Here is a 14,202-nt window from a genome sequence, read left to right as displayed (position 1 = left end):
CGTGGCTGTCATGAATTCAACAACCTCTCCAGAACCCACGGGGCCGCTGCTGGTCCGGGTCCGCGCGGTGATGCCCGCGCTGGCGCCGGCCGAGCAGCGGGTGGCGAACGCGGTCCTCGCGGACCCGGGCGGAGTGGCGGCGATGACGATCTCCGAACTGGCCGAGGTGGCCTCCACCTCGGAGACCACGGTCATCCGGTTCTGCAAGCAGATCGGCGTCCCCGGCTATCCGCAGCTCCGCCTGCAGCTGGCGGCCCAGTCGGCGCAGGAGAGCATCCGTCCCGAGGTCGGCGGGGACATCGAGCCCGGCGACTCGCTGGCGGACGTGGTCAGCAAGGTGTCGTTCGCGGACGAACGCGCGGTCCGGGAGACCGCGCAGCAGGTCGACGTGGACGCGTTGGCGAAGGTCGTGGACGCGGTCGCGAAGGCGCCGCGGGTCGATCTGTACGGGTTCGGCGCCAGCGCGTTCGTGGCGATGGACCTGCAGCAGAAGCTGCACCGGATCCGGCGGGTGGCCTTCGCCTGGAACGACGTCCACGTGGCGCTGCCGAGTGCGGCGCTGCTGGGCGACGGCGACGTGGCGATCGGGATCTCGCACACCGGTACGACGGTCGAGGTCGTCGAGGCGCTCGGGGAGGCCGCCAAGCACGGCGCCACCACCGTCGCGGTGACCAACTTCCCGCGGTCCCCGCTGGCGAAGACGGCCGACCTGGTGCTGACCACGGCCGCGCGCGAGACGACGTACCGCTCGGGCGCGATGTCGAGCCGGATCGCGCAGCTGACGGTGATCGACTGCCTGTTCATCGGGGTCGCCCAGCAGGTGCTGCCGGACGCCCGGAAGGCGCTCGAGGAGACCGCGACGTCGGTCCGCGGTCACCGGTTGAAAGGATCCGAGTAGCAGCCTGTCAAGATTCCACCGAATTGAAAAATCTTCAGTAGAAAACTAACATCGATTCCGTGACCTCACCGACCGAGCAGCGCAACCCCCGGACGCTGGCCATCGACGCGGTGGGCACGTCCGAGATCCTCCAGCTGGTGAACAACGAGGACGCCCTGGTCGCCGGGGCCGTCGGCGCTGTGATCCCGGAGCTGACCAAGGCCGTGGACGCGGCGGTCGAGGCGATCCGCGGCGGCGGCCGGGTGCACTACTTCGGCGCCGGTACGTCGGGACGCCTGGCAGTCCTGGACGCGGCCGAGCTGCTGCCCACCTTCCACGTCCCCGACGGTCTGGTGGTCGCCCACCACGCCGGCGGCATGCAGGCGCTGCTCCGCGCGGTCGAGAACGTCGAGGACTCCGAGGAGGGCGGCGCCTCCGACGCGGCCGCCGTCACCGGCCAGGACCTCGTCGTCGGCCTCGCCGCTTCCGGGAGTACGCCGTACGTCGCCGGTGCGCTGAAGGCCGCCCGAACCGCCGGGGCGACCACCGTGCTGGTGACCTCGAACCCGGACGCCCCGCTGGCCCCGCTGGCCGACATCGTGGTCGCCGCGGACACCGGGCCCGAGGTGATCGCCGGCTCGACCCGGCTGAAGGCCGGCACCGCGCAGAAGATGATTCTGAACGCGTTCTCCACCACGCTGATGATCAAGCTCGGCCGCACCTGGTCGAACCTGATGGTCGACCTGGTCGCCACCAACAAGAAGCTCCGCGGCCGGATGGTCCGGATCCTCGGCGAGGCCACCGGCGCCGACGAGGCTGCCTGCGAGACCGCGCTGGCCGCGGCCGACGGCGAGCTCAAGCCGGCCCTGGTGCATCTGCTCACCGGCGCCCCGATCCCGGCCGCCAGGGCTGCCCTGGAGACCGCCCACGGCCGGGTCGCGACCGCGCTAGCCGAGCTCGGCTGACCGTCGTACCGGCGGCCTGAGCACCAGTGTCGCGACGACGAGCGCCATGAACACCGCGGTCAGCGCGAACGGCACCGGGATCAGCGGATCCAGCAGCACCAGCACCGCACCCAGCGGTACGACGACGTTGACCACCCGGTCGGCGTTGTCGCGGAGCGCGATCCACCAGATGCCGAGCACGAAGATCGCGATCGGGATCGTCACCGTGTAGGACGCCGCCACCTCGCTCAGCTCGGTGTGGTGGGTGATGCTGTCGATCTCCACCTCGATCCCCGCCGAGAACGCACCGGCGGCGGCGAACACGAAGTAGTGCACGTACCCGTACCGCAGCGACCGCCACAGCGACGTGATCGCGGTGTGGTGCGGCGGCCAGAAGTAGATCCACCACAGCGACGCGGTGACCACCAGCGTCAGCACCGACAGCGCGATCAGCGGGCCGAGCGACTCGTGGTCGTGCACCGCCTCGATGATCGCGTTCGCGGACGCGAGCAGGCTCTCGCCGAGCAGGATCAGCGTGAACAGGCTGTACCGCTCGGTGATGTGGTGCGGGTGCCACGGCGTCATCCCGCGCTGCTCGGCGATCACCGGTACGGCGAGCTCGGCGGCCACGAACAGCACCCAGGCGTACAGCTGCACCGATTCCGGGAGCAGCAGCATCACCAGCCAGAGCACCTGGACGATCGCGATCCCGCCGGCGTAGTACAGCGTCGCGCGGCGCGCCGTTCCAGCCGAGTGCGAAGCGCGCAGCCACTGCGCGATCATCGCGACGCGCATCACGACGTACGCGAGGACGACGATCCGGAAATCATGCTCGGTGAAGACGCGTTCGATCCCGGCGGCGAGCACGAGCACGCCGCTCATCTGCACGATCGTGAGCAGCCGGTACAGCCAGTCGTCGGTGGCGAACGAGGTGGCGAACCAGGTGAAGTTCATCCACGCCCACCAGATCCCGAAGAACACCATCACATACGACAGCACACCGTCGCCGATGTGCTGCTCCGACAGCGCGTGGTGCAACTGCGAACCCGCGACGCTGACCGCGATCACGAACACCAGGTCGAAGAACAGCTCCAGCGACGACGCCACCCGACCGGGCTCGTGCGGATCTCTCGGCCACATCGGCACCAGTCGGGAACGCGTCGTCTCCATGCGCCTTAGGCTAAACGGAGATGTCGACGGACGGACGGAGCCTGGCGGCTGCGGCGAGGGCTTCGTGGGCGGGGTTGTCCAGGAAGCCCTTGATCTCGGCAGGATCCGCGGGCCGGTGGAGGTGCGGCAGGGCGATCTGTTCGTACGCCGCCTGGAAGCGCGGGCCCCAGCGGCGGGTGCCGAGGCGCGCGGTCCGGGAGCAGTTGTCGACCATGTACGCGACGTCGCGGGCGTGCATGTACGGCAGCAGCGAGTCGACCGCCTCGATCACCGACTCGTTCACGATCTCCGACCAGGCGTGCCCGCGGGCCGCGAACTCGTCCACCTGCGCCATCATCGTCGCCACGAACAGCCCGGCCGTCACCGGATCGATCGCGGTCGCCGCCGGGTCCCGGCGGGCATGGACCGCGGCGCTCTGCGACCACATCGGGCTGCCGCCGATCTCGGTCATCGGCCGATCCGCGAGCCGCTGCTCGGCGAGGATCACGCTGCGCAGTTCGGTGCCGTCGGCAACCTCGTCGTAGATCTCCGCGACCAGGTCCCGGGCCGGCCCGTACGCCGCCGAGTACGCCCGGTCGAACAGGTCCTCGTCCCCGGACGCCGACCGTACCGCCGCGATCCCGTCGTTCGAGATGGTCCGCGCGATCGGGCCGGTGATCGCCTCGGTGGACCGCTCGTACGCCGTGACCGGGTCCGCGCCGTCGATCCGGAAGTACCGGTAGAGCGCCTCCACCAGCCCGTGCACCGCGCCGAGCAGGATCGCCCGCTCGCCGACGATGTCCGAGTGGTACTCGGCGGACAGCGTGGTCGCGAACGTGTACGGCGACCCGAGCGCCACCGACCACGCCAGCGCCCGGTCCCACCCGTGCCCGTCCGGGTTGGCATGTACGGCGATGCTCGCGTTGATCCCGGCGCCGTTGACGGTGGCGCCCTGCTGGTACAGGCGGCGTACCGAATCCCCCATCCCCTTCGGGCAGACCGCGATAACAGGATGGCCGGCCGGGAACGCGCTGCCGCGTTCGCGCAGGTGGCCGAGCAGGAAACCGTGGGACAGGCCAATGGTCGCACCGGGTTTGAGGACCGCGAAGATCTCCTCGTGGTGCGCCGCCAGCGCCGCGTCCGCGATCAGCAGGATCACCAGGTCCGCACTCGCCGCCACCTCGAGCCAGTCCCCCAGCGTCCCGTCGTCCTCGCTGAACCCGTTGCGCCGGGCATCGTCCACGGACCGCGACCCCGGCCGCAGCCCGACCGCGACAGCAATCCCGGTCCCGGCGAGCGAGTCCCGCAGGTTCAGCGCCTGCGCCCGGCCCTGCGGCCCCCACCCGAGCACCCCGATGCGCTCCACCCCGTGCAACGCATCCGGCAGCAACGCAAACAGGTCCCGCCCACCCCGCACGATCGCCTCGGTCCCACCCGGGACCCCCATCGACTCCACCCGAAACACCGAACTCTCCATACCCACCAGTCAACGTTCCCCCGACCCGTTGCAGCAAGCGCAACCTCCGCACCGCACCGTTGCAGGATCTGCAAGACTTGCGAACTGACGATAGGCGCCGGGGTCGTAGAACAAGCTATTCCTTGTCGTCCGACCCCATGGGCTGTGGCGAGTACGGGCGCGGACGGAGGGTTGAGGTGGAGCAGCGGGAGCTGGAGCTGTTCTTGCACTTGGGGCAGTCGCTGAACTACGGGCGGACGAGCCTGGAGTGTCATGTGAGTGCGGCGACCTTGACGCGGACGATTCAGCGGCTGGAGGCGCGGGTCGGGGCGCGGCTGCTGGACCGGGGGCCGCGGGGCGTGATGCTGACCGCGGAGGGTCGGCGGTTCACGGCGTACGCGGAGAAGGCTCTGGAGCTCTGGGCCGGCTACCGGGACGCCGTCGAGGAAGACCTGACCGGCGAACTGCGGATCTTCGCAACCGTGACCGCCTGCCAAACCCTCCTCCCCGACCTCCTCCGCCCGTTGCGCGACCAGCACCCACAGATCCGCCTCGCCCTCCGCACCGGTGACGCGGCCGCCGCCCTCGCCCGACTCGACGAGGGCGAGGTAGACGCCGCCGTAGCCGGCATCCCCCACCGCCTCCCCCAAACCCTGGTCACCCGCACCGTCGCCGTCACCGACCTAGTCCTGGTCAAGTCCCGCAACACCCCACCCGTCACCCCCACCGACGCACGGCTCCGCGCCACCAACCACCGACCAACCGATCCCCCCGGCCCGTCCGATCCGCCCGGTCCACGGGGTACCCCGTCCACCCCACCGCCCGGTCCACCCGGTCCACCCGGCCCAACCGATCCGCACGGTCCAACCGACCCGCCCGGTCCACGGGGTACAGCGTCCGCCCCACCACCCGGTCCACCCGGTCCACCCGACCCAACCGGTCCAACCGGTCCAACCGGTCCGCACGGTCCGCACGGTCCGCACGGTCCAACCGGTCCGCACGGTCCACGGGGTACGCCGTTCGCCCCACCGCCTGGTCCGCCCGGTCCAACCGATCCGGCGGGTACACCGCTCGCCCCAACCGGTCCGGCCGGTTCAACCGGTCCGGTGGGTACGCCGTCCGATCCATCGCTTGAGGTGCCGTATGTGGTGCCGGCGCGGGGGCTGGTTCGGGAGGCCGCGTTCCGGTGGTTTCGGAGAATGGGGGTGAAGCCAACGATCGCGGCGGAGCCCGACGGGCACGAGGCGTTGCTTGCCCTGGTGGCGCTGGGATGTGGCGTCGGCGTCGTACCGCGGCTGGTGCTGGAGTCGTCCGCCGTCCGCGATCAGCTGGAAGAGCTGCCGGCCGACCTCGAGCCGCTCACGATCGGGCTTTGCGCGCGCCGCGCCGACCTGCACCGGCCTTTGGTCGCGGCGCTCTGGGCGCTGCGACGGTAGCGCCCGGCCACAGCTTGGCGGGGACGAGCTGCGGCGGCGGCGGATCGTCGCCCTCGAGCTGCCGGATCAGCGCCTCGGTGCCGAGCTGCCCCAGCTCCGGACCCGGCGTCCGCATCATCGTCAGCTCCGGATCCGTCATCGCCGCCGTCTCCGGCACCATCAACAGCGACAGCACCGACACGTCCCCCGGTACGTCGTACCCCGCCCGTTTCAACCCCGACACCACCCCGAGCGCGGCGTACTCGTTCAGCACCAGCACCGCCGTCGTCTCCGGATACTCCGCCAGCAGCCCCTCCACCGCGGCCTTCCCCGCGGACGTCGTGTCCGAACACGGCAGCACCACCACGGGCAGCCCGTACTCCGCCGCCACCCGCCGGTACGCCGCGTCGATCCGCACCCACGGCCCGTACTCGTGGAACCGCGGATCGTCCAGATCCCCCGAAATCAAGGCGAGTTGCCGATGCCCGTGCTCGTACAGGTGCCGGACCGCCTCCTCGACCGTGGTGTCGAAGTCGATGTCCACGTGCGGCAACCCGGCCGGCTCGGTCGTCCGCCCGATCAGCGCGAACGGTGTCGCGGACTTCCGCAGTACGTCGATCCGTGGGTCGTCGAGCTGCACCTCCATCAGCACGACGCCGTCGACGAGGCCCTGCCCGAGCAGCTCCCGGAGCTCGACGCCGTCGTTGCCGACCGGCCACAGCACCAGGTGATAGTCCTCCTTGCGGGCCGCCTCGGCCGCGCTGGTGAAGAACTCCGCGGTCGACATCCCGAACTTGTGCTCGAGCGCCGGGTACGCCATCGCGATGATGTGCGTACGCCGGGACGCCAGCGCGCGGGCGACCATGTTCCGGCGGTACCCGAGGTCGAGCATCGCCTGCTCGATCCGGGCCCGGGTCGCGGCGGTCACCGGCTTGGTGTCGTTGAGCAGGAACGAGACGGTCGCGATCGAGACACCCGCCCGCTGAGCGACGTCCTTCATCGTGACCATCGATCCTCCTCCGAACCCTTGACAGCGATGTGACGTAGGGAACATAGTCCTTCAACACCTCAGTTAAGCGGTTTACCGCCAAATCCACAAGCAACTCCCCACCGCCCCTCGTCCATCGGTTAAACGCTTTGAAGGAGTCCGATGTCATGATCAGCAAGCGGATCGCCGCCGCGCTGGCGGGTGCGACGACGGTGTCGCTCCTGCTCGGCGCCTGCGGCAACAACGGCGGCGGCCAGGCGGCCGGCTCCGGCGACAGCGTCAAGAGCCTCACGATCCTGGACTACTACAACAACGATCCGGACAAGTCCCTGGTCCAGAAGGGACTCGACGGCTGCGCGACACAGCTCGGCATCACGATCCAGCGGGAGACGGTGCCTGGTGACACCTTGATCCAGAAGGTGCTGCAGCAGGCGTCGTCGAAGACGCTGCCCGACGTACTGATGCTCGACAACCCCGACGTCCAGCAGATCGCCGCGACCGGTGCGCTGGCGCCCTTGAACGACATGGGCCTGAACGGCGACGGCGTCATCAAGGGCATGGTCGACGCGACGTCGTACCAGGGCAAGCTCTACGGGCTGGCGCCGGTGACGAACACGATCGCGCTGTTCTACAACAAGGACATGCTGGCCGAGGCCGGCGTCCAGCCGCCGAAGACCTGGGACGAGCTGAAGGCGGCAGCCAAGAAGCTCACCAAGCCCGGCCGGTACGGGATGGCCTTCAACGCGAACGCGACGTACGAAGGGTCCTGGCAGTTCCTCCCGGCGATGTGGACGAACGGCGGCGACGAGACCGACCTGAACAGCCCGCAGGTGGCGGAAGCCCTGCAACTGTGGGTGGATCTCGTGAAGGACGGCTCCGCGTCGAAGAGCGTGATCAACTGGACCCAGGGCGACGTCAACGACCAGTTCATCGCCGGCAAGACCGCGATGATGGTCAACGGCCCGTGGCAGATTCCGGCGCTGAACAAGAATCCGAAGATCAAGTGGGACGTGGTCACGTTCCCGCTGAACAAGCCGGACCAGACTCCGGTCGCGCCGCTCGGCGGTGAGGCCTGGACGGTCCCGCTGAACAAGGACCAGGCCAAGCAGCAGAAGGCTGCCGACTTCGTGAAGTGCCTGAACTCGGACGAGAACGAACTGGCCTGGGCGAAGGCCCGGTTCACTCTCCCGACCAAGCTCGCGCTGCTCGACCAGTACGCCAAGGATGTCCCGTCGATGAAGGCCTTCGCCGAGCAGGTGAAGACCGCCCGGGCGCGGACCGGCAAGCTGGGTGACAAGTGGCCGGACGCCGCCAAGGTCATCTACCAGGCGATCCAGCTGGCGCTGACCGGCAAGGCCACCGCGCAGGACGCGTTCAAGCAGGCGTCCGGCGGCTGATCGGCGGGATGACAATATGGTGACGCTCACACGGACCAGGGTGACCGGCCGCGCGAAGGTGCGCGGCCGGCACTACCGGGGCGAGAGCCTGACCAAGGTGATGTTCGTACTGCCGGCCGCGGTCGCGATGCTCGCGCTGTTCGGCTATCCGGTGGTGAAGAACCTGCTGATGAGCCTGCAGGACTACGGGCTGAAGACTTTCTTCACCGGCGTCGCGCCCTGGGTCGGCCTGCAGAACTACAAGACGGTCGTGACCGACAAGCTGTTCTCCGACGCGATGCTGAACACGGCGCTGTTCACGATCGGCTCGATCGCGTTCCAGTTCGCGATCGGGCTCGGACTCGCGCTGTTCTTCCGCAACCGTTTCCCACTCAGCGGCGTACTGCGGTCGTTGCTGCTGCTGCCGTGGCTGCTGCCGCTGATCGTGTCGAGTGCGACCTGGCGGTCGATCCTCGAGCAGGACAGCGGGATCCTGAACCGGACGCTGATCGGGTTGCACCTGATCGGTGACCCGGTGCCGTGGCTGAACTCGCCGTCGGTCGCGCTGATCGCGGTGATCGGCGTGAACATCTGGATCGGCATCCCGTTCAACGTGACGCTGCTGTACTCCGGTCTCGCGGAGATCCCGGACGAGTTGTACGAGGCCGGCCAGTTGGACGGTGCGACCGGGTGGCGCTCGTTCTGGTACATCACCTGGCCGAACCTGCGTTCGGTGGCGAGCGTGCTGCTGATGCTCGGCGTCGTCTACACGATCAAGGTCCTGGACATCATCCTCGGCCTGACCGGCGGCGGCCCGGCGAACGCGACACAGACGCTGGCCACCCAGTCCTACGAGAAGTCGTTCGTGGACTTCCGGTTCGGCCAGGGCGCGGCGTTGTCCAACATCCTGATCGCGATCTCGTTCGTGTTCGCGATCTTCTACCTGCGCGGCACCCGTCGCGCCGTCGACGAGTAGGAGGGCACGATGCGACGTACGGCGTACACCATCATCGGCGTGCTGATCCTGTGCGTGATGCTGTTCCCGGTCTACTGGATGCTGAACGCCTCGCTGCAGCCGTCCGGAAACACGCTGACGGCCGGCTTCCTGCCGTTGCATCCGACGTTCTCCGGCTACAAACGGGCGCTCGACGAGCAAGGCGGGAACCTCGTCACCAGCCTGATCATCGCGGCCGGAACCGTCGTCCTGAGTCTCGCGATCGCGACGCCGTGTGCGTACGCGCTCTCGCAGTTCCGGTCCCGCTGGGTGTCGATCGGGCTGCTGGCGATCCTGATCTCGCAGATGATCCCCGGCATCGTGATCGCGAACGCGCTCTACACGGCGTACGAGCGGATCGGGCTGCTGAACTCGATCCCGGGCCTGATCATCGCGAACTGCGCGAGCGGGATCCCGTTCGCGATCCTGATCCTGCGGTCGTTCATGCTCTCGCTGCCGCCGTCGCTGGTGGAGGCGGCGCGGGTGGACGGCGCCGGGCTGTTCCGGGCGTTCGTGGCGATCGTGCTGCCGATCAGCAAGAACTCGCTGATCACCGCCGGCCTGTTCAGTTTCCTGTTCTCCTGGAGCGATTTCCTGTTCGCGCTGACGCTGACCACCAAGGGCGGCGTGCGGCCGGTGACGCTCGGGATCTACCAGTACCTCGGCACCCAGGTGCAGAACTGGAATGCGGTGATGGCGACCGCGGTGCTGTCCGCGGTCCCGGCCGTCGTGCTGCTGGTCGCCGCACAGAAGTACATCGCCGCCGGTGCCATCGGCGGAGCCGTCAAATAACCCTTAAGGACAACGATGAAGATACTGGTCTGGGGCGAGAACCGGCACGAGCAGGTCGAGCCGCACGTCCGGGAGATCTATCCCGACGGCATGCACTCGACGATCGCGGCCGGCATCGCCGAGAACCTGCCCGGCGCGCAGGTCTCCACCACGACACTGGACGAACCCGAACACGGTCTGACCGAGGACGTTCTCGCCGAGACCGACGTCCTCGTGTGGTGGGGGCATGCCGCGCACGGTGAGGTCGACGACAAGGTGGTCGACCGGGTATACCAGCACGTGCTGTCGGGGATGGGGCTGGTCGTGCTGCACTCCGGCCACTGGTCCAAGATCTTCGGGAAGCTGATGGGTACGACGTGCACCTTGCGCTGGCGCAGTGAGCGCGATCGTGAGCTGGTCTGGACGGTCAACCCCACGCACCCGATCGCCCAGGGCGTGCCGCACCCGATCGAGATCGAGCAGCAGGAGATGTACGGCGAGTACTTCGACATCCCGGTGCCGGACGAGCTGATCTTCGTCTCCTCGTTCTCCGGCGGCGAGGTGTTCCGCTCCGGCTGCACGTTCCGCCGCGGGCACGGGAAGATCTTCTACTTCTCCCCCGGCGACCAGGACTACCCCGTATACCACCACAAGGACGTCCGTAAGGTGATCGCGAACGGCGCCGCCTGGGCTCGGACCGACCTACCCCAGCGGGAACTGCCGACGCTGCTGCGCTACGAGACCGACGATTTCTTCCACGGACACGGGTACACCGGACCCATCGAGGAGCCTGCCGATGCCTGAACCCCTCCGCCTGCTGCAGGTCGGCGCCGGCGGCATGGGCCGCGCCTGGCTGCGCACCATCGCCGCCAACCCGTCCGTGCAACTGGTCGGGCTGATCGACCTCGACGTGAACGTCGCCCGCGCCGCAGCCGACGAGAACGGCCACCCCGACGTACCCGTCGCCGCCTCGATCGATGAACTTGCTGTTGATTTCGAGGCACTCATCGACGTGACTGTGCCGGTAGCGCATCCGAAAGTCAGCGTAGAAGCACTCCTCCGCGGAGTCCCAGTACTGTGTGAGAAACCGCTGGCCGAAACGGTCCGCGAATGTCTGCAGATGGCGGCTGCATCCGAGGTCAGCGGGCAGCTGCTGATGGTCTCGCAGTCCCGGCGGTACTTCCGGGCAGTCGACGCGTTCCAGCGGCAGCTCGCCGAGCTCGGGCCGATCGGGACGCTGTCCTGCGAGTTCTACAAGGCCCCGCACTTCAGCGGCTTCCGCGAACGGATGGCCGAGCCGCTGCTCGTCGACATGGCGATCCACCAGTTCGACCTGTCCCGCAAGCTGATCGGGTCGGAGCCTGTCTCGGTGTACTGCGACTCGTACAACCCGTCCTGGAGCTGGTTCGACGGCAACGCGGCGGCGTCCGCCATCTTCACGTACGCCGACGGCACCCGCTTCACCTTCGTCGGCAGCTGGTGCGCACCGGGCCTCGAAACATCGTGGAACGGCCTGTGGCGGGCCAGCACCCCCGGCGGTACAGCAACCTGGGACGGCGACAACGCCCCGGTGGCGGAACCCGACGTACCGGCACCGCTCGGGGACGAACCCGAAGAGATCGCCGGCTCACTGGTCGAGTTCGTCAACGCCGTCCGTACGTCGACCACGCCCCAGTCCGAGGTCCACTCGAACGTGATCAGCCTCGCCATGGTCGAAGCCGCCGTACGCTCCGCGAACACCGGCGTACCGGTCCGCATCACCGACATCATCACCGAAGCCCACACCGAAGCCCTCTCCACCACCCAAAACCCCGACCTACTCGCCGCCCTCAAATCCTGGACGAACCCGTTAGCCGCGGTCGGCCTCGCCTAACCCCCCGCGCCGCTCCGCGGCGCGGCGCGGCGCGGGGGAGGTAGCAGCGCCGTGGTGTGGGGAGATGGGAGCGAGCTCTACCGCGACCCTGACGGGGCGACCGGCGCCGGCGGCGCGGTGGAGCGGTCCAGGCGGATTGTGGGTTTGGGGACCTGGTAGGTGGTGGGGGCTGCGCCCTGGATGACGTTGAGGATTGCTTCGCCGACGATCGTGCCCAGGCCGTGGACGTCCACGGTGACGACGCTGAGCGGTGGTGTGGCCAACCGCGCCACCGCGGTGTCGTCCCAGGCGATCACCGATAGCTGCTCGGGGACCGCCACCCCCAACTCCTTGGCTGCCGCGAGTCCGCCGATCGCCATCAGGTCGTTGTCGTAGACAACCGCCGTCGGCACCCGGCTCCCGGTCAGCAACTGCGCCATCGCGTCCCGCCCGGAGTCCTCCGAGTAGTCGCCCTCGATCACCCGCGCCCGCACGTCCCGCTCGGCGCACGTCGCCATGAACGCGTCGTCCCGCGCCTGGCAGTGCAGCATGTCCCGCGGCCCGCTCACCCGCGCGATGTCGGCGTGCCCGAGATCCGCCAGCGCCCGTACCGCCGCCCGGGCCCCCTCGGCGTTGTCGACCAGCACGTTCGTGATCGGCGCCTTCAGCTCGGGCCCGCCGAGCAGCACCGCCGGTACGCCGAGCCGCTGCAACTCCTCCAGCCGCGCATCGGTCGCCCGCAGGTCCACCATCACGATGCCGTCGACGTGCCGGTTCGGCACCCAGCGCCGCCAGATCTCGATCTCGGCGGTAATGTCCGCGGCGAACTCGATCAGCAGACTGCAGCCGCGCCCGGCGAAGACCTCTTCGATCCCCTGGACGACATCGGCCATGAACGGCTCCATCCCGAGCAACCGCCCGGGACGCGCCAGGACCAGCCCCGCGATCCGCTCATGCATACACTGCCCTCCAAGGCCACCGAAGCCACTATATTCACAGACCTAACAAACTCGACAGATTGCGGATGTTCCTATGCAGCGGGCCGGCGACGCGTCGTACGCCCCGGGTTACGACCCGGCTCCGACGAACAGCCGTGCGCTCATTGTGGACAGCATCCGCTCCGCGGGCACGGTCAGCCGGGTCGAGCTCACCCAGATCACCGGCCTCACCGCCCCTTCGGTCACCACGCTGGTCCGGCGGCTGATCGACGACGGCCTGGTCGACGAGGCCGGCCGCGGCTCGTCCACCGGCGGCAAGCCGCGCACGCTGCTCCGGATTCGCGCCGCCGCCCGGTACGTCGTCGGCGTCCACCTGAGCCCCGACAGCCTGACGTACGTGCTGGTCGACTACGCGGGCGGGGTGCTCGCGCGCTGGCGGCGGGCCGGTCCGGGCGACGAGAGCGACCCGGAGCAGGTGGTGGAGCGGATCGCCGCCGAGACCACCGAGCTGATCGAGCGGGCCGGCGTCGACCCGGGCCTGATCCTCGGACTCGGGTTCGTCTGCCCCGGCCCGCTGATCCGCAACCTGGGCGTCACCTCGGCGCCGCCGAGTATGGCGAGTTGGGTCGGCTTCCCGATCCACCAGCGCCTGGAGGAGCGGCTCGGCCTGCCGGCGCTGCTCGAGAACGACGCGACCGCGGCCGCCGCGGGGACGAGGCTCACCACCAGCCACGACGTGTCGGTGATGGCCGGACTGTTCATGAGCGAGGGCATCGGCTCCGGCCTGCGCCTGAACGGCCACGTCTACCAGGGCGCGCACGGCAACGCCGGCGAGGTCGGCCACATCTGCGTGCAGATCGGCGGCCCGCAGTGCTGGTGCGGGAGTACTGGTTGCCTCGAGGCGATCGCCGGTCCGGCCACGGTCGTCGCCAAGGCCCGGGCCGCGGGCCTCGACCTCGGATCCCAGCGCCGTACCGGGGTCGCGGCGTTCGCCGCCATCGCCCGACTGGCGCTGACCGGGGACTCGCGCGCCGAGGCGATCCTGAAGGACTCGGCGTCCTGGCTGGCGCTCGGCGCGCAGACGATCACCAACATGTACGACGTCCAGCTACTGGTGCTGACCGGCCCGGCGTTCGCGGTGGCCGGGACGATCTACCTGCCGATCATCCAGGACCGGATCATGAGCTCTGCCTTCGGCCGGGCCGTGAACACCGAGGTCGTGCTGGACGAGCGCGGTCACGACGCGGCCGCGATCGGCGCCGCGCTGATGATGCTGCGCTCCGAGCGCGCGATCTCCGCCTAGCAACCCCTTTCCAGCCACTCCCGGTGTCGAAATCGTTACCGCGCTGACCTCTTGCGCCTTCTTTGTTAGGCGAACTAAGTTACGGCCAGCTTCCCTGGCGGGTGCCGGGTGACGCGTTCGAAGACCGCGTTGGAAAGGA

Annotated in this window: 13 protein-coding genes; 9 read left to right on the top strand and 4 right to left on the bottom strand. The window is 69.0% G+C overall.

The genetic code is table 11. The features are described from left to right. Window positions 1-10 precede the first annotated feature (10 nt). On the top strand, window positions 11-898 hold the full coding sequence (locus ACFV9C_RS27050; RefSeq protein WP_380197946.1) for a MurR/RpiR family transcriptional regulator: 888 nt from the start codon (window positions 11-13) through the stop codon (window positions 896-898). 59 nt (window positions 899-957) lie between these two features. Further along, entirely contained in the window at window positions 958-1,842 is an 885-nt protein-coding gene (gene murQ, locus ACFV9C_RS27045; RefSeq protein ID WP_380197945.1) for an N-acetylmuramic acid 6-phosphate etherase, read from the top strand. On the opposite strand, the gene ACFV9C_RS27040 is transcribed toward murQ, so the two are convergent. Both ACFV9C_RS27040 and ACFV9C_RS27035 read right to left on the bottom strand, forming a co-directional pair. Further along, a complete protein-coding gene (locus tag ACFV9C_RS27040) occupies window positions 1,825-2,991 on the bottom strand; it encodes a low temperature requirement protein A (RefSeq protein WP_380197943.1) in 1,167 nt (388 codons plus the stop codon). The genes murQ and ACFV9C_RS27040 overlap by 18 nt on opposite strands. A gap of 10 nt (window positions 2,992-3,001) precedes the next feature. Next, a complete protein-coding gene (locus tag ACFV9C_RS27035; RefSeq protein WP_380197941.1) occupies window positions 3,002-4,447 on the bottom strand; it encodes a ketol-acid reductoisomerase in 1,446 nt (481 codons plus the stop codon). A 176-nt stretch (window positions 4,448-4,623) separates the two neighbouring features. Between ACFV9C_RS27035 and ACFV9C_RS27030 the strand changes: the two genes are divergently transcribed. Beyond that, window positions 4,624-5,862: a LysR substrate-binding domain-containing protein gene (locus tag ACFV9C_RS27030; RefSeq protein WP_380197939.1), complete on the top strand. Its 1,239-nt coding sequence runs from the start codon at window positions 4,624-4,626 to the stop codon at window positions 5,860-5,862. Here the strand turns inward: ACFV9C_RS27030 and ACFV9C_RS27025 are convergent. Beyond that, entirely contained in the window at window positions 5,786-6,850 is a 1,065-nt protein-coding gene (locus ACFV9C_RS27025; protein ID WP_380197938.1) for a LacI family DNA-binding transcriptional regulator, read from the bottom strand. The genes ACFV9C_RS27030 and ACFV9C_RS27025 overlap by 77 nt on opposite strands. A 146-nt stretch (window positions 6,851-6,996) precedes the next feature. Between ACFV9C_RS27025 and ACFV9C_RS27020 the strand changes: the two genes are divergently transcribed. From ACFV9C_RS27020 to ACFV9C_RS27000, 5 genes are read left to right on the top strand one after another with little or no spacing between them, the layout of a single operon-like run. Beyond that, the gene (locus tag ACFV9C_RS27020) at window positions 6,997-8,226 is read left to right on the top strand and encodes an ABC transporter substrate-binding protein (protein WP_380197937.1); all 1,230 of its coding nucleotides are present in this window, start codon (window positions 6,997-6,999) and stop codon (window positions 8,224-8,226) included. Window positions 8,227-8,242: 16 nt separating this feature from the next. Then, window positions 8,243-9,181, top strand: coding sequence for a carbohydrate ABC transporter permease (locus ACFV9C_RS27015; RefSeq protein WP_380197935.1), 939 nt, complete (start codon window positions 8,243-8,245; stop codon window positions 9,179-9,181). Between the two features lie 9 nt (window positions 9,182-9,190). Further along, window positions 9,191-9,991 carry a carbohydrate ABC transporter permease gene (locus ACFV9C_RS27010; protein WP_380197933.1) on the top strand — a complete coding sequence of 267 codons (801 nt, stop codon included), beginning with the start codon at window positions 9,191-9,193 and terminating at the stop codon, window positions 9,989-9,991. 15 nt (window positions 9,992-10,006) lie between these two features. After that, window positions 10,007-10,774 (top strand): ThuA domain-containing protein, encoded by a 768-nt coding sequence (locus tag ACFV9C_RS27005; RefSeq protein ID WP_380197931.1) that lies wholly within the window; start codon window positions 10,007-10,009, stop codon window positions 10,772-10,774. Beyond that, complete coding sequence (locus tag ACFV9C_RS27000; RefSeq protein WP_380197928.1) at window positions 10,767-11,843, top strand: Gfo/Idh/MocA family protein; 1,077 nt, start codon at window positions 10,767-10,769, stop codon at window positions 11,841-11,843. Before ACFV9C_RS27005 ends, ACFV9C_RS27000 begins: the two co-directional genes overlap by 8 nt. Window positions 11,844-11,920: 77 nt before the next feature. Here ACFV9C_RS27000 and ACFV9C_RS26995 read toward each other — a convergent pair whose 3' ends face one another. After that, a complete protein-coding gene (locus ACFV9C_RS26995; protein ID WP_380197925.1) occupies window positions 11,921-12,781 on the bottom strand; it encodes a LacI family DNA-binding transcriptional regulator in 861 nt (286 codons plus the stop codon). A 73-nt stretch (window positions 12,782-12,854) separates the two neighbouring features. Here ACFV9C_RS26995 and ACFV9C_RS26990 point away from each other — a divergent pair, with 73 nt between their 5' ends. Then, window positions 12,855-14,063: an ROK family protein gene (locus tag ACFV9C_RS26990; RefSeq protein ID WP_380197923.1), complete on the top strand. Its 1,209-nt coding sequence runs from the start codon at window positions 12,855-12,857 to the stop codon at window positions 14,061-14,063. The last annotated feature ends 139 nt before the right edge of the window (window positions 14,064-14,202 follow it).

It is taken from the genome of Kribbella sp. NPDC059898 (genome assembly GCF_042730855.1).
Taxonomy (GTDB): Bacteria; Actinomycetota; Actinomycetes; order Propionibacteriales; family Kribbellaceae; genus Kribbella.
This window is presented reverse-complemented; position numbering and strand designations above follow the sequence as displayed.